The 18105-nt window shown below is 64.8% G+C and carries 19 protein-coding genes and 1 tRNA gene; 15 read left to right on the top strand and 5 right to left on the bottom strand.

The features are described 5' to 3' along the window. Positions 1-16: 16 nt before the first annotated feature. Positions 17-397 (bottom strand): DsrE/DsrF/DrsH-like family protein, encoded by a 381-nt coding sequence (locus ACQR03_RS22975; protein WP_315752123.1) that lies wholly within the window; start codon positions 395-397, stop codon positions 17-19. 259 nt (positions 398-656) lie between these two features. Further along, the gene (locus ACQR03_RS22970) at positions 657-1373 is read right to left on the bottom strand and encodes a type 1 glutamine amidotransferase (RefSeq protein ID WP_316205648.1); all 717 of its coding nucleotides are present in this window, start codon (positions 1371-1373) and stop codon (positions 657-659) included. Between the two features lie 83 nt (positions 1374-1456). On the opposite strand from ACQR03_RS22970, the gene ACQR03_RS22965 reads away from it, so the two are divergent. The 4 genes from ACQR03_RS22965 to ACQR03_RS22950 are packed head-to-tail and all read left to right on the top strand — an operon-like array spanning position 1457 to position 6731. Continuing rightward, entirely contained in the window at positions 1457-2488 is a 1032-nt protein-coding gene (locus tag ACQR03_RS22965; protein ID WP_315752125.1) for a radical SAM protein, read from the top strand. An 8-nt stretch (positions 2489-2496) separates the two neighbouring features. Further along, positions 2497-3564, top strand: coding sequence for an NAD(P)/FAD-dependent oxidoreductase (locus tag ACQR03_RS22960; protein WP_315752126.1), 1068 nt, complete (start codon positions 2497-2499; stop codon positions 3562-3564). Between the two features lie 25 nt (positions 3565-3589). Continuing rightward, positions 3590-4843: a radical SAM protein gene (locus ACQR03_RS22955; protein WP_316202472.1), complete on the top strand. Its 1254-nt coding sequence runs from the start codon at positions 3590-3592 to the stop codon at positions 4841-4843. Between the two features lie 16 nt (positions 4844-4859). Further along, entirely contained in the window at positions 4860-6731 is a 1872-nt protein-coding gene (locus ACQR03_RS22950; protein WP_316172792.1) for an alpha/beta fold hydrolase, read from the top strand. 40 nt (positions 6732-6771) lie between these two features. On the opposite strand, the gene ACQR03_RS22945 is transcribed toward ACQR03_RS22950, so the two are convergent. After that, a complete protein-coding gene (locus ACQR03_RS22945; RefSeq protein ID WP_315715794.1) occupies positions 6772-7095 on the bottom strand; it encodes an ArsR/SmtB family transcription factor in 324 nt (107 codons plus the stop codon). Positions 7096-7433: 338 nt separating this feature from the next. Between ACQR03_RS22945 and ACQR03_RS22940 the strand changes: the two genes are divergently transcribed. Then, positions 7434-8066 carry a class I SAM-dependent methyltransferase gene (locus ACQR03_RS22940; RefSeq protein WP_316193396.1) on the top strand — a complete coding sequence of 211 codons (633 nt, stop codon included), beginning with the start codon at positions 7434-7436 and terminating at the stop codon, positions 8064-8066. A gap of 23 nt (positions 8067-8089) precedes the next feature. Further along, the gene (locus ACQR03_RS22935) at positions 8090-8611 is read left to right on the top strand and encodes a helix-turn-helix domain-containing protein (protein WP_316202470.1); all 522 of its coding nucleotides are present in this window, start codon (positions 8090-8092) and stop codon (positions 8609-8611) included. Between the two features lie 112 nt (positions 8612-8723). On the opposite strand, the gene ACQR03_RS22930 is transcribed toward ACQR03_RS22935, so the two are convergent. Continuing rightward, positions 8724-8800, bottom strand: a tRNA-Pro gene (locus ACQR03_RS22930). Positions 8801-9029: 229 nt separating this feature from the next. Here ACQR03_RS22930 and ACQR03_RS22925 point away from each other — a divergent pair. From ACQR03_RS22925 to ACQR03_RS22910, 4 genes are read left to right on the top strand one after another with little or no spacing between them, the layout of a single operon-like run. Further along, positions 9030-10028 (top strand): L-threonylcarbamoyladenylate synthase, encoded by a 999-nt coding sequence (locus tag ACQR03_RS22925; protein WP_316193399.1) that lies wholly within the window; start codon positions 9030-9032, stop codon positions 10026-10028. An 18-nt stretch (positions 10029-10046) separates the two neighbouring features. Further along, positions 10047-11474, top strand: coding sequence for an FAD-binding oxidoreductase (locus tag ACQR03_RS22920; protein WP_316193400.1), 1428 nt, complete (start codon positions 10047-10049; stop codon positions 11472-11474). Between the two features lie 15 nt (positions 11475-11489). Then, positions 11490-11945 carry a GNAT family acetyltransferase gene (locus ACQR03_RS22915; protein ID WP_315717201.1) on the top strand — a complete coding sequence of 152 codons (456 nt, stop codon included), beginning with the start codon at positions 11490-11492 and terminating at the stop codon, positions 11943-11945. A 9-nt stretch (positions 11946-11954) separates the two neighbouring features. Beyond that, positions 11955-12536: an NUDIX domain-containing protein gene (locus ACQR03_RS22910; RefSeq protein WP_434841908.1), complete on the top strand. Its 582-nt coding sequence runs from the start codon at positions 11955-11957 to the stop codon at positions 12534-12536. Positions 12537-12696: 160 nt separating this feature from the next. Here ACQR03_RS22910 and ACQR03_RS22905 read toward each other — a convergent pair whose 3' ends face one another. Then, positions 12697-13467 (bottom strand): SOS response-associated peptidase, encoded by a 771-nt coding sequence (locus tag ACQR03_RS22905; RefSeq protein WP_434841907.1) that lies wholly within the window; start codon positions 13465-13467, stop codon positions 12697-12699. Between the two features lie 86 nt (positions 13468-13553). Here ACQR03_RS22905 and ACQR03_RS22900 point away from each other — a divergent pair, with 86 nt between their 5' ends. The 5 genes from ACQR03_RS22900 to ACQR03_RS22880 all read left to right on the top strand — a co-directional run. Further along, the gene (locus ACQR03_RS22900; protein WP_315828341.1) at positions 13554-14075 is read left to right on the top strand and encodes a hypothetical protein; all 522 of its coding nucleotides are present in this window, start codon (positions 13554-13556) and stop codon (positions 14073-14075) included. A 65-nt stretch (positions 14076-14140) separates the two neighbouring features. Then, the gene (locus ACQR03_RS22895; protein WP_315754043.1) at positions 14141-14560 is read left to right on the top strand and encodes an NUDIX hydrolase; all 420 of its coding nucleotides are present in this window, start codon (positions 14141-14143) and stop codon (positions 14558-14560) included. 31 nt (positions 14561-14591) lie between these two features. Then, on the top strand, positions 14592-14990 hold the full coding sequence (locus ACQR03_RS22890; RefSeq protein ID WP_315782189.1) for a TIGR02301 family protein: 399 nt from the start codon (positions 14592-14594) through the stop codon (positions 14988-14990). A 168-nt stretch (positions 14991-15158) separates the two neighbouring features. Beyond that, entirely contained in the window at positions 15159-15425 is a 267-nt protein-coding gene (locus ACQR03_RS22885) for a hypothetical protein (RefSeq protein WP_315717207.1), read from the top strand. Positions 15426-16837: 1412 nt separating this feature from the next. Beyond that, positions 16838-18105 (top strand): transposase (locus tag ACQR03_RS22880; RefSeq protein ID WP_434925367.1); only part of this gene is annotated, 1268 nt, incomplete at its 3' end.

Here is an 18105-nt window from a genome sequence, read left to right as displayed (position 1 = left end):
CATCTGGCGGCTCTCCTCAGTAGGTCAGCACCTTGGCATTATCGTTTTCCATCACCTCTTCGATGACCTTTGCACCCCCGACGATACCCTCGCATTCAGGGATCAGGTCCTGCTCGGTCATGTCGAACAGATCGAGGTTCGGAGAGCAGCAATAGAACTTCACTCCCGCTCCGTGCGCGTCCTTGATGAAGTCATAGACGGTTTTCGGAGACCCGGGCTTGACCACGAGCTTCTCTGCCACGCCCTTTTTCATGAGCTGCCCCGACGTCGCGGTACAGACGACCTCCACCTCGTAGTCCATCGCCGCGGCAACGGTGGCCTGGAAGAACGGCGCGCCCAGTTCCTCGCCGTTGCGAGGATCGGTATTGACCATGATGATGATGAGCTTTTTGGCCATTCTTACGATGTCCTCCCGATCATCTGCTATTGAGCGTGCGCAACGCACATCGACACACGAGCGTGCACAATAAGTTTATCTTGAGGCGCATCACCTTGGAGTTGATGAAGATCAACATGCCCAAGAACCGAAGTCCTGGGTGAACAACAAGCTCACATCGAATTCATCCAATCCGTCGGACGAGCGCACAAAACATATTCCATTTTTTGAATGACATCTATAGGCTGAAGAAAATAATTCGTTGCTCGGGAGAACGGTCCTACGGGAGCGGCCGCATCAAATGCGTCGACTCGATCAAACCAATCATCAGCGGTCCGAGCGCCGCAGCGATCTCGCGCTGCACCACGCGCAGGTCGGCGAGCGTTTCCGCCGTGCGATCAGGACATTCTTCGGATTCCATGATCAGATCCTCGATCATGGCCGACTTGATTCCGGGATGGCCGAGGAACCCGAAGCAGTTATCACGAAGCTGAAACACCGCCGGCTCCCCCGCAGCGTCGATCGCGAGAACACGGGCATCGGCCGGCAGCACCGGGCGATCGCGCATGTAGATCGCGACGGGAAAGGATTGCGGCAGATGACCGCCGAGCGCCGCGGGATCGACCCGTCGGGCCGTCTCCACAACGAAGCGGAGCGGAGCTTCCTGAGTGCCGCCGCCGCACGCGGTCGCAACTATGCAGCTGCCAGCTCCGATGCCGATGACGGGCAGGTCGCGCGCCAGGAAATCCTGTACCAACCGCAACTCGGGCCCAAGGCTCGGAAGCAGGTTGCCGCTGACGACTCCGAGCGGTCCGGCGCCAAGAACAACGAGGCCGTCAAAGTCCCCGGCCGTCGCAGGTATCGATCCTCCGGCCGTAAACGGCCGGCAATAGCGAAAGCCGACGTTGCGTCCTTCGAACTGGTCTTCCATCAAGCCGAGATAGTCCGCCTCAAAATGCTGCAAGACGCAGAGTGTCTTCATGGCGAACCGCGACAACTGATGAGGCATCAATGACGGCCGAAGCCGACGGCGGACCGACAATATATATGTTTTTTCGCATATGAAAAGCGAGGAACGCAATGGCGTGGTATGAGAAGCTGCAGGAGATCGAACCGCTCGACGACCTGCGTTTTGATCGTGGGCTCGTCGATGCACTCGAGGCGGCAGCCCGCGAGCGCGCACTCGGACCGATGCGGTTCTACACGCCGACGTTCCGCGCCTATGCCAGCGAGGAACTCAAGGGCTGCGGCAAGGCGAGTTTTCCCGCCTTTTCCATCACGGGCGGCGCCTGCGCGCTGAATTGCGATCACTGTCAGGCGAAGATCCTCGAACCGATGATCGCGGCAACGACACCGGACGAACTCGACCGCAAGGTGCGCGACCTCATTCTGCTCAAGGATCTGCGCGGGTTCCTGCTTTCAGGCGGATCCAACCGCCGCAACGAGGTTCCGTACGATCGCTTCTATCCGACCATCGAAAGGCTCAAGCGCGACTTTCCCCATCTGCGCATCGCCGTCCATTCCGCGTTGCTCGACGAACGGCGCGCCAGATCCATGGAGGCCGCCGGGGTCGACGTCGCGATGCTCGACGTGATCGGCTCGGAGCAGACGATCCGCGAAGTCTATCACCTCGACCGTCCTGTCGCGGATTTCGAGGCGACGCTCGCCGCGCTCTCAGGCACCAAGATGCAGGTCGTGCCACACATCGTCATCGGTCTGCACTATGGCCGGCTACTCGGCGAAGCAACCGCGCTGGACATCGTTTCGCGCCACCCGGTTGCCGCCTTGATCCTGGTGGTGGTGACCCCGATCTATGCGCCGCCGGATCGGCCCTTCGCCACGACATCCACCGACGACGTGGCGAAGGTGCTGGTCGCCGCGCGGCAACGGATCAATCACGCGCCGGTTCAGCTTGGCTGTATCCGCCCCGCGGGCCGCCATAAGCTGATGACCGACGCATACGCCGTCATGGCGGGATTTGACGGTATCGCCTATCCCGCGGACGGCATCGTAGCTCTCGCCCGCGCCATCGGCCGGCCGGTCGAGCAGGAGCATGCCTGCTGCTCGATCGCGCTTGACGGCCTCGCCGGACGGCGGGCTTGCGCAGCCTGAGGTGCACCATGAACGCCGAGGCAGCGGATATCGTCGTCGTCGGGCTTGGACCGGCCGGGAGTCGTGCGGCTGCGATTGCCGCGAAGGCCGGCTACCGCGTCGTCGCCGTCGACCGCCGGCTCGAGGCGGGTCGCCCGGTCCAGTGTGCCGAATTCGTGCCCGCCATGATCGAGCGGGACGTTCCGAACGTCACGACCGTCGCCCAACAGAAGATCACCCGCATGCTGACCTTTACCGAAGCGACGGATTGCGAGGAAACGCGGGACTTCCGCGGCTGGATGATCGATCGCGCCGCCTTCGATCGAATGCTCGCTGATGAGGCGGCGAACGCGGGAACCGCGTGCCGATACGGCACCTCCGTGGTTGCCATCGATTTCGACGGCACAGTTCATACGTCCGATGGTCTTGCCCTGAAACCGCGCGTCCTCATCGGCTGCGACGGCCCTCGCTCGCGGGTCGGCGCGGCCATCGGCCAGATCAATCGCGCGCTTGTCGATACGAGGCAACTGACCACGCCGCTGATCGTGCCGCACGATGCCACGGATATCTTCCTGAGCGCCGACTACCGCGGCGGCTATGGCTGGCTGTTTCCCAAGGGCGCCGTGGCCAATATCGGCGTCGGCGTCATGATAGAGGACCGGCGGCGACTGAAACCGATGCTCGCCGCGCTCTTCGCCTCGCTGTCGGCATCGCGCCGCATCGGAACGCGCCCGTTCGCGTTGACGGGCGGGGCGATACCCGTGGGCGGCAGGGTGGGTTCGACAGGCCGGCTCGGCGCAACCCAGGTGTTGCTGGCCGGCGATGCGGCAGGCCTGACCAACCCCGTGACCGGCGCCGGCATCGCCTCCGCCGTGCAATCGGGGGCGCTCGCCGGGCACGCCGCGGCAGACATGCTGTCCGGCCGCAGCGGCGCCCTCGATGACTATGACGAAGAGCTCGGCGACATTTTCGATGCAGCCTTGAGCCGGGCATTGCTGCGACGACGGCAAGTGCTGGCGCACTATGGCGACGGCCGTCGCCCCGACGCGACTGCGCTCGCCGAGGGATGGATCAGTTCGCCGAACTATTGGGCGTGAAGATGCAGGATCAGGGGAGGACGTCATGAGCTGTCTCGAAGGACCGACGCATCCGGTACCGGATTTCCTCACCGGGGAGACGCGCACCTTCAACGCGGCAGAAGCCATGCGGCCGCGCGCGCCGGGCGCCGTGCCGGCGGAAGCGCGCAACGGCGGGCGCGTGAGGGCGCAGGATGTGCGGCCGGTCGGCACGTACCTGCCGAACGACAATGTTCTGACGCCGAACATGCGGTCGCCCGAGTACGTGCAAATGTCGACGGCAGCGGCCATCACCCTCGGCATCATGAACGGCTACATGCATCGCACCAGTTGCACCCGTTGCCTGAACCTGCTGCTGACCTACCCGGAGGGCTGCCGCGCCAACTGCGCCTATTGCGGGCTTGCGCGCCATCGCGAAGCGGAGCGCAACTATGCCGACCGCAACTTCATTCGGGTCGACTGGCCTGCGGTGCCCTACGACCAGGTGATTGACATCGTTGCATCGGGCGGCGACGGCGGGCGCTTCCATCGCATGTGTATCAGCATGATCACGCATCCGCGGTCGGACCAGGACACCCGCATTGTCCTGCGGAAATGGGTTGAACGCATCAGGCACGTACCCGTGTCCATCCTGTCCAACCCGACGACGATGACGCGACTGGATGTGCAGGAGCTCAAGGATCTCGGCGCCGAGATATTTACGGTCGCGCTCGATGCAGCCAACCCGGTCATCTTTGACCGCACCCGCGGCCGCGGGGTTCAATCGCCGCATAGCTGGGACAAATATTGGGAGATCCTGCTGGCCGCCGCCGAGATATTTGGCCCGGAACGTTTCGGCGCCCATCTCATCGTCGGGATGGGCGAGAGCGACCACGACGTTCTCTCGCAGGTGCAGAGAATTCGCGACCTCGGCGGCCACAGCCACCTGTTCGCGTTCTTTCCCGAACAAGGCTCGTTGATGGATCATCTCCCGCCGGCGCCGCGCCCGCAATGGCGACGCATCCAGCTCGCCCGCTATCTCATCGACTATCGAAGCCACTCCCTGCAGCGCATGCGTTTCGACGAGCGCGGTCAACTCGTCGATTTTGGTCTGCCGCAGGACGAAGTCGACGCGATCATCGACGCGGGCGTGGCCTTCCGCACGTCCGGCTGCCCGGGCAAGGAGGCCGCCGATGTGTCCGCCTGCGACCGCCCCTATGGCGACTCGCCGCCGCGCGACATTGCTTCATACCCTTTCAAGCCCGATCGCCGCGACATTCGCCACGTGCGCAGCCAACTCCGGCGCGGACTACCCAAATAACCGGGAGGAAGATGCGATGGCCAGCAGCGCCAAGTCATTTCGGGTCATCGACACCGGGATTCGGGGCGGACGCGCCAATATCGCCTTCGACCAGGCGCTCATCGACGCTCACAAGGCACGGCGGATTCCCGATACCATCCGCTTCCTGCGGTTTCGTCCGTCGGCGCTGGTCGGAATCCATCAGATCCTGAGCCATGAGGTCCGGCTCGACTATTGCCGGAGCAAGGGAATCGAGATCGGCCGGCGGATCACGGGAGGCGGAGGTCTTTATCTCGACGAGGGTCAGATCGGATGGGAGCTCGTGTTCGGCCGCTCCAGCCTCGGCGCCATGAATCTCACCGAAACGACACGCCGGATCTGCGAAAGCGTCGCACTCGGGCTCAACAAGCTCGGCGTCCCCGCGCGCTACCGCCCGCGCAACGACATCGACGTCGACGGCCGCAAGATCAGCGGCACCGGCGGCTTCTTTGACGGCGATACTCTGTTCTACCAGGGAACACTGCTGATCGACTTCGACCCCGAGCAGATGATCGCTGCGCTCAAAGTGCCGGTGGAAAAGCTCGCCAAGCGCGACCTCGCCTCGGCCCACCAGCGCGTCGTCAGCATGCGCGAGATCCTCGGCGACAAGCTCCCTGATCTGGCCACCATCCAGCGAGGCTTGCTCGACGGCCTGGCGGAAGGCCTCGGCATTGTTCCGCAATGGGGCCAGGCGTCGATGCACGAAGAAGAGCTCGCCGACCAGTTGTATCGCGACGAGATCGGCCGCGACGACTTCGTCGAGATGGTCGACGCTCCCGAGGTGGACAGCTCGCTGGTCAGTGCCACTCTGACGCGGCGCGGCGGCAGCCTGCGCGCCGATATCCGCCTCGAGGGGCCAGACCGCAGGCGAATTCGCGAAGCTCTGATCACCGGCGATTTCTTCGTTACACCGCCACGCGTCATCTTTGATCTCGAGGCAGCGCTGCGCGGCGCCGAACTGGCTGATGCCGGATCCCTCGTTGAGGACTTCTTCTCGCGCACGTCGGCCGACTTCGTCAATCTCGGCCCGCCGGACATTCGCGACGTGGTCGTCGCGGCGGCGCGGCAGCTCAGCTTCGTTGCGGCCGGCCGGAGGCTTCGCGGCCATTGGCTCGCGGCGACGCGACCGGAACGTCCGCCGCTCGTCCTGCTGCATGACGCCTTGGGCTGCGCCCGGCTCTGGCGCGATTTTCCCGAGCGGCTTGCGGCTGCGACCGGCTGCTCCGTCCTGGTGTTCGACCGCTGGGGCTCGGGTGACTCTGAGCCGCTCGAGCCGCCCCATTCGCGGCAATATCTGCTCGCTGAGGCTCTCGACGCCCTGCCCGAAGTGCTACGGACGACCGGAGCGCGGCGTCCGATCCTGGTCGGACACTCCGACGGTGCTGCGATCGCGTTGACGTTTGCCGGCGCGTTTCCCGATGAGGTCAGCGGGGTCGTCGCGATCGCCCCTCATCTCTTCCGCGAACAGCGGACAGTTGACGGCATCGCCGCCCAGATCAGGGACTTCGAGCACGGCGACCTGAGGGCGCGGCTCGCACGGTATCATGGCAGCAGAACCGATCATCTTTTTGGCCGGCTGGTCGATGCTTGGACTGGGGAAGAAGCGCGCGACTGGGGGATCAAGCCCTACGTTGGACGGGTTCGCGCCCCGGTGCTGGCTGTTCAGGGCAGCGAAGACGAGTTCTTCACGCATATTCAGCTTGAGACGCTCCGCGCCCTCGTGCCAGCCCGGATCGAGACCTGCGTGCTGGAAGGCTGTGGACATGCACCCCACCAACAGGCGACCTCCGCGGTGATAGCCGCGGCAGCCGGGTTCATCGATCGAGTGACCGCAGGAAACACGGTCGCCGCCGTCCCCGGCTCCGCCTGACGGACGATCTCCGCGGGCAGCGAGACTCCATCAGCACCACTTAGCAGAAAGCGCGATAGAGAGCGGACATGACCTCGATCACTTCCGGCCGCGAGACCGAATAATACACGTTCCTGCCGTCCCGGCGCACCTTGACGAGATCGTCCGCGCGCAGCCGGGCAAGTTGCTGCGACACCGTCGGCTGGCGGAGTTGCAGCGAATCCTCAATGCTGCTGACGGACTTCTCTCCGTCAAGCAGCAGACACAGAATGGCAAGCCGCGCTTCGTGCGACAGCGCCTTGAGGAATTCGCTTGCCTTGTGAGCCTTCTCGAGCAGCGCGTCAGGCTCGAGCGAAGACCTGCTGCGTGCACGCTTGGTTGCCATATTCGTCCGCATATTCCTCAATCGACCAATTCGGTCCGTTACATCGGCGGCCACGGCGTCATGCCGCAAGGCCGTCCCGTGTTGCTATCACTTTGGCGAGACGATAACAAACAGGCGGTCGAGCCTGTCCCAGCGCGGTTCGTGCGAGACGGTATCGAGCCGCCGGCGCGATCGTCCCCTGCTCACGCGCCTGCCGCGTCTGACGGGCTGATGAACTACGATCCGGCTTCCAGTTCACCTAACTTGCGATCAAGGGTTCGCAAGCTGATACCGAGGAGTTCGCAAGCTCCTTGCGGCTGCCAACAAACACGCTTGTCATCTTCAAAGTGGGACTGCCGATGGTCACGAAGGTACCGCCAGACACCGGCGCCGGCCGCTGGAACCGACGGTTCGAAGGCGATGATTTCGTTTTCGGAACCGAACCCAATCAACGGCTGCGCGGCCATGTCGGCACGTTCCCGTACCGCAGTCGCATTCTCTGCGTCGCCGACGGAGAAGGCCGCAACAGCGTCTGGCTCGCCCGGCAGGGATTTCAGGTCGACGCCTTCGACATCTCGGAGGTGGGTCTGGCGAAAGCGAGCAAACTTGCCGCGTCAGCCGGAGTCAGCGTGAACTACCAGCTTGCCGATTGCGACGGCTTCGCGTGGCCAAGTGCGGCGTATGACGGCATCGCAGCGATTTTTGTGCAGTTCGCCGCCCCAGATTTGAGGAAACGGCTGTTCGCGCGCATGATCGCAAGCCTGAAGCCGGGCGGGACGCTGATCCTGCAGGGCTATACGCCCAAGCAGTTGGAGTACAAGACGGGCGGCCCTTCCGCCCTCTCGCACCTCTATACGGAAACCATGCTCCGAGAGGCGTTCCGTGAGTTGGAGATCATCGAACTGCGCGAATACGAGACGGAGCTCAGCGAAGGCAGCGGCCATCACGGCCGCTCTGCGCTGATCGGAATGGTCGCGCACCGGCCTTCCTGATCGCGCTCTGCTGGTCCCCGGAATTGATCGCGCGCACGCGTCTCGCATTGTCGAGAAGCGATCTTTACGACCGACTGTCGACCTTTCCGATCCTTCTGCCGGCATTGCGCGACCGCGCCGCTGATCTACCGCTTCTCGCCGCAGCGCTGCTTGCCCGCGTGGCGCCGGAGCGAAGGCCCACCTTGTCCCAGCCGGCACTCGAGCGGCTCGGGGGCTACGCCTTTCCGGGCAATGTTCGCGAGTTGCGCAACGTGTTGGAGCGCGCGGCCCTGCTCTGCGATGACGATGTCATCTCAGCCGCGACGATCGAGCGTGCTCTGACGCTGCGATCGCCGGACATTGAGGGACGCGACCGGGTGCAGCGAACCGCAACAAAGCTGGCGCCTGCTGACGGTGAGAACCCGCCGTCATCGAAGGAGCGCGAGGCGCGAGCGCTTCGGACCGCCCTGTTGACGCATCGCGGCAATCGAGAATCGCTTGCAGAATCCCTCGGCATCAGCCTGCGCACGCTTGACCGGAAGCTGAAGGAATTGGACGCTCGATGAAGCGCTGTCGTCTGCCGCGGCGAAATGCTCACGAATAGCCGGATGGTGCAGGGTGGCGCCGTGTGATTTCGTTGCGCTTCTCGGGAGATGAAAAGCTAGGCGCCTGAAAAAATGGTCGGAGCGGCAGGATTCGAACCTGCGACCCCTGCGTCCCGAACGCAGTGCTCTACCGGGCTGAGCCACGCTCCGACTTGGGAAGCCGGCTTATAGCGTCGGGTTTCCGTCTTCGCAAGGACACAAGGCAGGAAATCGCATCGAAATCGTCGATCGTCGGCGGAGGGGTTAACTGCTTGAGGCCGTGGGGCTTTGTCCGGCGGCCATGGCGCGAGCGCAAGGCGACAGGCGATTTGCGCGCTTCATTCGGACGTCCGCGCCCGCTATAGCCGAGCGCGGAAGCCACCGCCGTCCCGTACCATCGATGCCCGCCCCAGACATGCAAGCGATCGAGACCAGGATCCTGCCCGCCGACGCGGCTGGAATCGCGCAAGCCGCGGCGACGTTCGCGCGCGGCGGACTGGTCGCGTTCCCGACCGAGACCGTCTACGGCCTCGGCGCCGATGCGGCCAATGCCGCGGCCATCGCCCGCCTCTATCAGGCCAAGGGCCGGCCCGCCTTCAATCCGTTGATCGCCCATGTCGCCGATATCGCGGCGGCGCAGCGTATCGGCCGCTTCAATGCCACCGCCGAGCGTCTGGCCGCTGCGTTCTGGCCGGGACCGCTGACCCTCGTGGTGCCGCAGAGCGACGGCTGTCCCGTCGCCGACCTCGCCACCGCCGGCCTCGATACGGTGGCGATCCGCGTCCCGGCGCATCCGACCGCACAAGCTCTGCTCATGGCGTTCGGCGGCGCCGTCGTGGCGCCCTCCGCCAACATCTCCGGCCACGTGTCGCCGACCACGGCGGCGCATGTCGCGGCCGATCTCACCGGGCGAATCGACCTCATCCTGGACGGCGGGCCGGTCGAGGTCGGCGTCGAATCGACCATCGTCGGCTGCTTCGATGCGCCGACGCTGCTGCGCCCGGGCGGAGTTCCGAGCGAGGCGATCGAGGCCGTGCTCGGCCAGGCGCTGGCGCGGCCCGCCGCCGAGACCGAGACGTCCGAGCAGCCGCTGGCACCGGGCATGCTGGCCTCCCACTATGCCCCGCGCGCCCGCGTGCGCCTCGACGCCAGCGAGGTCGCGCCCGGCGAGGCGCTGCTCGCCTTCGGACCCACCACCTTGCCCGGAGCCCACGAGGCCGCCGCGATCCTGAACCTGTCGCCCTCTGGCGATCCGGCAGAGGCGGCGACGCATCTTTTCGGCTATCTTCGCAGCCTCGATGCCAAGGGGGCGCGCAGCATTGCGGTAATGCCGATCCCCAACGACGGACTGGGCGAGGCCATCAACGACCGGCTGCGCCGCGCCGCCGCGCCGAGATAACACTGGAAGCGACTAAGCATGAACATCAGCCAGCCTGCCCTGCCGCCGCTGCCGCCCGATTTGATCGCGCAATTCGCTGCCATCGTCGGCGAGCGCCAGGCGCTGACCGCGGAGACCGACGTCGCGCCTTACGTCACCGAGGAGCGCAACCTGTTCCACGGCCGCTCGCCCCTGGTGCTGCGCCCAGGCTCGACCGCCGAGGTCGCCGCAATCTGCAAGCTTGCCAGCCAGCATCGCATCGCGCTGGTGCCGCAAGGCGGCAACACCGGCCTCGTCGGCGGCCAGACGCCGCACAATGGCGAGGTGGTGGTGTCGCTGAGGCGCATGGACAGGATCCGCGACGTCGACACCGCCTCCAACACGATGATCGCCGAGGCCGGCGTCGTGCTGCAGGTGGCGCAGCAGAAGGCCGCCGAGGTCGACCGGCTGTTTCCGCTGTCGCTCGGCGCCGAGGGCAGTTGCACCATCGGCGGCAATCTCTCGACCAACGCCGGCGGCACCGCCGCGCTCGCCTATGGCGTGGCGCGTGAGATGGCGTTGGGGGTCGAGGTGGTGCTGGCCGACGGGCGGGTGCTCAATGCGCTGTCGAAATTGAAGAAGGACAACACCGGCTACGATCTGCGCAATCTGTTCATCGGCGCCGAGGGCACGCTCGGCATCATCACCGCGGCGAGCCTGAAGCTGTTCCCGAAGCCACGCGCGATCGAGACCGCCTTCGTCGGCCTCAAGTCGCCGGAGGACGCGCTCAAGCTGCTGGCGATCGCGCAACGCGAGGCCGCCGGCAGCCTCACGAGCTTCGAGCTGATCGCCGCGATCGCGCTCGACTTCTCGATCCGCCACGCCGCCGGCAACCGCGCGCCGCTGTCGGGCGCCCATCCCTGGTTCGTGCTGATGGAATTGTCGTCGTCGCGCGACGATGCCCGCGCCACGCTGGAGACGATCCTGGAGAAAGGCCTCGAGGACGGCATCGTCGACGATGCCGCGATCGCCGGCAGCCTCGCCCAGCGCATGGCGTTCTGGAAGCTGCGCGAGGACATCTCTGCGGCGCAGAAGCCGGAGGGTGGCTCGATCAAGCACGACATCTCGGTGCCGGTCGCCGCAGTGCCCGCCTTCATTGCCGAGGCCAATGCCGCCGTGGTGAAGCTGATGCCCGGCGCGCGTCCGGTGCCGTTCGGCCATCTCGGCGACGGCAACATCCACTACAACGTCAGCCAGCCGATCGGCGCCAACACCGCCGACTATCTCGCGCGCTGGCACGAGGTCAACGCGGTCGTGTTCGAGATCGTGCTGCGCATGGGTGGGTCGATCTCGGCCGAGCACGGCATCGGCGTGCTCAAGCGCGACGAGCTGCCTGACGTCAAGGATCCGACCGCCATCGCGCTGATGCGCGCGATCAAGGCACAATTCGATCCGCTCGGGATCATGAATCCCGGCAAGGTGCTCTAGGCTGCCGACGCTCCCATGGATTCTGCTCCCGCTCTCGCCATTTCCGACATCACCGATGCCGACGTGCCCGCGATCATTTCGCTGTGGCAGCGCTGCGGCCTGACGCGGCCCTGGAACGATCCGGCCGCCGACATCGCGCTCGCCCGCCGCGGCGACAGCTCCACCGTGCTGGTCGGCCGCAGCGGCGGCGCCATCGCAGCCTCCGTCATGGTGGGCCATGACGGCCATCGCGGCTGGGTCTACTATGTCAGCGTCGATCCCGAGCATCGCGGCCGCGACCATGGCCGCGGCATCATGGCCGCCGCCGAAGACTGGCTGCGGGCGCGCGGCATCGCCAAGCTGATGCTGATGGTGCGCGGCGACAACACCAAGGTGCAGGAATTCTACCAGGCGCTCGACTATGCCGTGCAGGACAGCGTCGTGTTCTCGAAATGGCTCGACGGGCGCCCGCCGACGCCCGGCATGAAATAGAGGCGAGCGATGAGCATCTCCGACCGCATCCGCGTCCACGAGACGCGCGTGCTCTCCGACCATTACGGGACGCTGACCTCGACGAAGTTCGAGTGGCGGCGCGACGACGGCACGTGGCAGATGCAGAGCCGCGACGTGTTCGACCGCGACAACGCGGCGGCGATCCTGCCCTACAACCTCGCCCAGCGCAGCGTCATCCTGGTCAAGCAGTTCCGCTATCCCGCGTTCGTCAACGGCCATGACGATCTGCTGATCGAGGCCGCGGCCGGCCTGCTCGACGACGCCTCGCCGGAGGAGCGCATCCGGCTCGAAGCCGAGGAGGAGACCGGGTTCCGGCTGCACGACGTCAAGTTCGTGTTCGAGGCGTTCATGAGCCCGGGCGTCGTCACCGAGAAGATCCATTTCTTCGTCGCCGAATACGAGCCTCACATGCGCGTCGGCGCCGGCGGCGGGCTCGCGCATGAGGGCGAGGAGATCGAGGTGCTGGAACTCTCGATCGACGACGCGCTGGCGATGATCGCCGACGGCCGCATCCAGGACGCCAAGACCATCATGCTGCTGCAGCACGCCGCGCTGAGGATCTTTGGCTGAGCGCGGCCAACGCTCGGTCGCGGGTCTTGCTCCTCTGTCGTCCTCCGCGAAGGCGGGGGACCCAGTATTCCACCAGCAGCCGTTTCGGCGCGAGAGGCCCCGGCGTACTGGATCCCCGCTTTCGCGGTACTGACGATCTTCTCTGTCGAGATATCCCGCCTCAGAACAAACTCCCCTGCCCGTCATCCGCAGGCGCAGGCGAAACTTTGCGGGATGCAACCTTCTTCGCCGGCTTGCGCTGCGCGTCCTCGGCGGCACGCAGCTCCGCGGTCATCGGCAGCAGCAGCTGCTCGTCGTCGTTGGCCACCGTGTTGACGCGCGTGGACACCTCGTACCACGCGAATTCGCCCTCGCGAGGCGCGACCAGCAGCCGCATGGCCTCCTCAGGATCATCGGAACGGCAATCGAGCCACAGCGCGAAATCATCCGGCCTGATCGTCACGGGAACACGATGATGCAGCGTGGCGAGATCGCGGCTCGCAGCCGCGGTGACGATCGCCACCGTATCGACCTCCTCGCCGTTCGGCCCGCACCAGGTCTCGGCGAGGGCCGCGAAGCCGAGCGGCGCGCCGTCACTGCGGTGGATGAAGAACGGCCGCTTGCGACCATCGATCACCTGCCACTCGTAATATCCATCAGCGGGCACCAGCACGCGGCGCCGCCGGATCGCATTCTTGAACGCCGGCTTCTCGTGTACGGACTCCGAACGCGCATTGATCAGCAGCGTGAAATTACGGGGATCCTTGACCCAGGCCGGAATGAATCCCCAGCGCATGAGCCGAAAATGCCTGATGTCCTGATCCAGAAGAACTACGGGAATCGGCTGGGTCGGAGCAATATTGTGCCGCGGCGGAAAGTTCGGCTGCTCCTCGTAGCCGAAAATCTGCCTGAGAGCCGCGGGTGGTGAAGTGATCACGAAGCGTCCACACATAATCTCACTCAAATCGTCGTGTGTTCAGCACCTTTTAACTTGGGTTGCCAACACTGCAGCGGATGACCGCAGCGGCGACCCATTCCGTGCCTACCGATCGCACGACCCAACGACCGGCGGGCAGCGCCATTGACCCGGCGCGGGCCGCGATGCTGCGCGCCGCCAACATCAATCCGCGCACCGGGCTCGCCACCGACTATCTGAATCATTTCAACGAAGCCGTGATGCTGCTCGAAATGATTCCCGATATTCCGGAATGCGCCGAGGATTTTCTGGCGTGGTCGCCGCTGACCTATCCAGAACATTTCACGCACACCAATTTCAAGGCCCGCGATCTCGTCATCGAGGCCTATGAGCAGGCCGACCCGGCGATTCGCGACAAGTTCGATCATCTCACGAAGACCATGACCGACATCCTGCTCGCGGTCGGCAGCGCGATGCGCGCTGCCAAGCAGGACGCCACCAAGGCCAAGCTCGCCGAGCAGGCTGCGGCGTGGGTCAAGCCGCTGGTGACGCAGGCCGGCGGCATCATCAATGGCGACATCGAGGTCGACCCTGACCCGGTCGACGAGGTCGACACCGTCGATGCCATCATGGCAAGCTTCTGAGCAGCACGGGCTACCGGCCCGGTCGTCTTCACGCTACGGCGCAGACCACGCCTGGAGCCATTGGCATGACCGCCCCGACGCCGCCCCGCCACCCCCAACTCGCCGTCAGCGCCGCCATCTTCCGCGACGGCAAGCTCCTGCTGGTGCGCCGGGCGCGTTCCCCCGCCAAGGGCGTCTACACGCTGCCCGGCGGCCGGGTGGAGCTCGGCGAGACCCTGCACGAGGCCGTCGCGCGCGAGGTCATGGAGGAAACCGCACTCTCGATCGCAATTGTCGGGCTGGCCGGCTGGCGCGAGGTCCTGCCGGCCCAGGGCGGCGGCGGCCACTATGTGATCCTTCCCTTTGCGGCCCGCTGGCAGGCCGGAGAGCCCCGCCTCAACCCGGAACTGGACGACTTTCAGTGGCGCCTCCCCGATGCGCTCGAGGGCCTCACGCTGACTGACGGACTGCCGGAGATCATCGCCGCCGCACGGACCCTGGTGTAGGCGCCTTGCGTCCGCCGTCCGGCAAAGGCATATGACGTCGGTGTTCCCCATGATCCCCAAGCGCCTCCTGGCCGCCCTCATGCTCGTTGCCGCCTGCGCCATTGTGCCCGCGCGCGCGCAGGATGCGGCCGCGCCGTTCGATGGCGATCTGCAGCGGCTGGCCGAGATCCTCGGAACCCTGCATTACCTCCGCGGCATCTGCGGCAGCAATGAAGGCGCCAAATGGCGCAACCAGATGCAGGCTCTGATCGATGCCGAGACGCCGTCGGGCGAACGCCGCGCCCGGATGATCGCCGGCTTCAACCGCGGCTATAACGGCTTTCAGCAGACCTACCGGACCTGCACGCCGGCGGCGATGGTGGCGATCCGCCGCTACATCGACGAGGGCTCGAAGATCTCGCGCGACCTCACGGCGCGCTACGCCAACTGACGGCCCATGGTTGACGGCGCGCGGGCGTTATCCACGTTTGCGTTAACCTTGTTAACCTTTCCTAAAGAACTGGCCTAGGCGTCCGCCGCCTGCGTGGTAAACCTCACTGGTCCGGCGCGTCCGCGTTCGGAATTCAACGCGCCTCGCGGCCCCGCCAGACTGAATTCAATGAGCTTTCCCGTCACTTTCAGCGCCCTCCCCGCCGTCCTGCCCGACCACGAGCAGAAGCAGGCCGCGCTCAGCTACCTCAACGAAGCCTGGGCGGAAGCGCGCCATGACGGCGTCGACGGCGACTGCCTGGCGCAGGCCAGCCTGTTCGCGGCGCTGGCCGAACTCGTCACCACCTATGGCGAGGACGCGGTGGCGACCTTCGTCGAAGGCCTGCCGGAGCGCGTCCGCAACGGCGAGTTCTCGCTGTCGCGCGCGACGCAGTAGGTTCTCACGCTCCTCGCGGGTAGCCCGGATGCGCACAGCGACATCCGGGGTCTCATCCGCAGCCTCGTTGCCCCCGGAAATCGCTGCGCGCATCCAGGCTACGACAACTACGTCGACAAGCTCCGCGTCATTGCGAGCGCAATGACGGAGCCAAAACGAAGAGCGCCCATCGGGGCCGAGATCCGTCTTCACATCTCAAACAGCATCGAGACACGCCTCATCGTCCTCGCGGCGCGATGCGTCCGAGCGATGACCGACGTTCGGCCCTCATTCAATCGAGGGCGCAGGGAAGGCTGGGCGTCGGCTGACGCCCATGGCCCCCGTGCGAACAAAAGTGCACGGGGCAGGAACCACAGGTGCAGCCGGATGAGCCCAGCCTTCCCTGCGCGATGGTTTTAACGCTTCTTTCGCGCTCTCCCTGGGGACCGGCTTGATTGCCCCCATCGCCTGCGCCGATGCTCTCGCATCACGCTCAGGCTTGACCTCGGCATCGGGAGGCCAGGACCACGCGACTTCACGTCCGCATCGGGATTGTTCGTCCGCGCAGCCAAAGCCACGCTGCAACCCGACACGTCCACCGCCTGCCCGCCTCGCGTCTCGTGACGACCGCGCGTACGCCCCTCTCGTTGAGGCGGGATGGGCGGAGGATAGACACATATTCTGGAAAAACGAAAGTGAAATCTTTTGCCCGGGAGAGGCTACGGGTGCGATCACGTTGAGACAATGCGCAAAATTGCCGTTTCGGCACAGGCGTTTCGTGTAGTTGCGGCGAGCGCGAACGACGGCGTTGCAGACCAGATCGCGCGACCGATTCGCCCGACGGGCTTTTTTGCTTTGCGTTTCTTGCGGCGCTTCAGTCCCAATCTAGTCCGCCAATGACGCCAAGAAACCAGCCGCCGATAAAAGCGGCCGTAAGCGCCATGAGATGGATCGTCGCGGAGGGACCAAGTTCCTGGTTGTCTTGAACATGACTGAGTCCAATCAGCCCAAGCTCAAAAATTGCCGCGCAGAATACAGGCCAAAGCGCCCGCCGCCGCGCTGCCAGCCGCTGGGCCGGGCCAGCCCCCCGAGCGTTCCGTGATAGAGTCATGGATCGGCGAAGCGACACCACGGCAGTCAAGACGACCACGATCATAAACGCGATGAAGTACACCGGACATGGGGCCAACCGTACCGTCTTGAAGGTCACAGGCGAATAGCGCGAACCGGTTTCCTCAACCCTAAGAAGACAGCAAAATACAGCCGAATCGGAGCGCTGTTCCCGGGCCCCTGCTTCCGGTTGAGAATCAGAAGCAGACCTTCACGCGAGCCGGCGACCAGATCCGTTATGGGCCGATTTCGTTGAAAAAGTCAGCAGTTGCGACGCAGAGATATCGGTGATTCAGTCTGTCTAGTGGGCAGGACTGAAGGTCATGATGGGGCATCGGCAAGTCGAACAGGCTGCGTTGTTCTATGAGTTCTCGCTGGAAAGGCACATCCCAGCCGACCACCTCGTGCGGTCGATCGATAGGTTCGTCGACCTTGAGGACTTACGGCGGGAGCTGGCGCCGTTCTACAGCAACATCGGGCGGCCCTCGATCGATCCGGAGCTGATGATCAGGATGCTCTTGATCGGCTATTGCTTCGGCATCCGATCGGAACGGCGCCTCTGCGATGAAGTCCATCTCAATCTGGCATACCGCTGGTTTTGCCGGCTGGGTCTAGATGGAGGCGTCCCCGATCACTCGACGTTCTCGAAGAACAGGCACGGCCGCTTCCGTGAGAGCGATCTCTTCCGTCGCGTGTTCGAGACCGTCTTGCGCCGCTGCATCCGGGAGCGCCTGATCGGCGGCGAAGGGTTCGCAGTCGACGCGAGCCTGATCAAGGCGGATGCCAATCGGCAGAAGGGAATCGAAGGCGATAAGAGGCTTCCGCCGGAGGCTGCGGGTCGAGCGATCGACGAGTATCTTGCCGTTCTTGATGATGCCGCGTTCGGTGCCGCGACGGAGGTCACGCCCAAGTTTATATCGCCCTCCGACCCGGCGGCGCGCTGGACGGGAGCGCACGGCGGCCAAGCCTTCTTCGCCTACTCGACGAACTATCTGGTCGACGTCGAGAATGCGATCATCGTCGATGTCGAAGCGACCACGGCGATCCGCCAGGCAGAAGTATTGGCCGCCAAGCGCATGATTGAGCGTTCAATCGAAAGGTTCGATCTTTATCCAAGCCGGCTTCTCGGCGACAGAGCCTATGGCTCCGCTGAGATGCTCGGGTGGCTGGTCTACGAGCACGGGATCGAGCCGCACGTGACCGTTTTCGACAAGTCGGCCCGCACCGACGGGACCTTCTCGCGTGAGGCCTTCACCTACGACCATACCAGGGACGTCTATCGCTGTCCCGCTGGCAAACCCCTCACCACTACAGGGACGCTGGTGAACAACGACACGACGGTCCTCTACCGTGCGAGCAAGCGCGATTGTCAAGCATGCTCTCTAAGAAGCAGGTGTTGCCCCAACACCCCGGCTCGAAAAGTGCCGCGCTCGATCTACGAGGGCGCTCGCGACATGGCACGCGAGATCGCAAGCTCATGGGAAGGCCGCACTTCACGCCGGCTCCGCAAGAAGATTGAGATGCTGTTCGCGCATCTCAAGCGCATCCTCAAGCTAGATCGGCTGCGACTAAGAGGGCCGAACGGCGCACG

It is taken from the genome of Bradyrhizobium sp. HKCCYLS3070 (assembly GCF_051167575.1).
GTDB lineage: Bacteria > Pseudomonadota > Alphaproteobacteria > Rhizobiales > Xanthobacteraceae > Bradyrhizobium.
The sequence above is the reverse complement of the archived record's forward strand: the minus strand, read 5'-3'. Positions and strand labels throughout refer to the sequence as shown.

Excerpts from the sequence above, each read along its gene's own strand:
- ACQR03_RS22910 (WP_434841908.1), top strand. The coding sequence starts at position 11,955 with ATGAGCATCTCCGACCGCATCCGCGTCCACGAGACGCGCGTGCTCTCC.
- ACQR03_RS22905 (WP_434841907.1), bottom strand. The coding sequence starts at position 13,467 with ATGTGTGGACGCTTCGTGATCACTTCACCACCCGCGGCTCTCAGGCAG.
- ACQR03_RS22955 (WP_316202472.1), top strand. The coding sequence starts at position 3,590 with ATGAGCTGTCTCGAAGGACCGACGCATCCGGTACCGGATTTCCTCACC.
- ACQR03_RS22960 (WP_315752126.1), top strand. The coding sequence starts at position 2,497 with ATGAACGCCGAGGCAGCGGATATCGTCGTCGTCGGGCTTGGACCGGCC.
- ACQR03_RS22965 (WP_315752125.1), top strand. The coding sequence starts at position 1,457 with ATGGCGTGGTATGAGAAGCTGCAGGAGATCGAACCGCTCGACGACCTG.
- ACQR03_RS22890 (WP_315782189.1), top strand. The coding sequence starts at position 14,592 with ATGACGTCGGTGTTCCCCATGATCCCCAAGCGCCTCCTGGCCGCCCTC.
- ACQR03_RS22950 (WP_316172792.1), top strand. The coding sequence starts at position 4,860 with ATGGCCAGCAGCGCCAAGTCATTTCGGGTCATCGACACCGGGATTCGG.
- ACQR03_RS22925 (WP_316193399.1), top strand. The coding sequence starts at position 9,030 with ATGCCCGCCCCAGACATGCAAGCGATCGAGACCAGGATCCTGCCCGCC.
- ACQR03_RS22895 (WP_315754043.1), top strand. The coding sequence starts at position 14,141 with ATGACCGCCCCGACGCCGCCCCGCCACCCCCAACTCGCCGTCAGCGCC.
- ACQR03_RS22920 (WP_316193400.1), top strand. The coding sequence starts at position 10,047 with ATGAACATCAGCCAGCCTGCCCTGCCGCCGCTGCCGCCCGATTTGATC.
- ACQR03_RS22940 (WP_316193396.1), top strand. The coding sequence starts at position 7,434 with ATGGTCACGAAGGTACCGCCAGACACCGGCGCCGGCCGCTGGAACCGA.
- ACQR03_RS22945 (WP_315715794.1), bottom strand. The coding sequence starts at position 7,095 with ATGGCAACCAAGCGTGCACGCAGCAGGTCTTCGCTCGAGCCTGACGCG.
- ACQR03_RS22885 (WP_315717207.1), top strand. The coding sequence starts at position 15,159 with ATGAGCTTTCCCGTCACTTTCAGCGCCCTCCCCGCCGTCCTGCCCGAC.
- ACQR03_RS22975 (WP_315752123.1), bottom strand. The coding sequence starts at position 397 with ATGGCCAAAAAGCTCATCATCATCATGGTCAATACCGATCCTCGCAAC.
- ACQR03_RS22915 (WP_315717201.1), top strand. The coding sequence starts at position 11,490 with ATGGATTCTGCTCCCGCTCTCGCCATTTCCGACATCACCGATGCCGAC.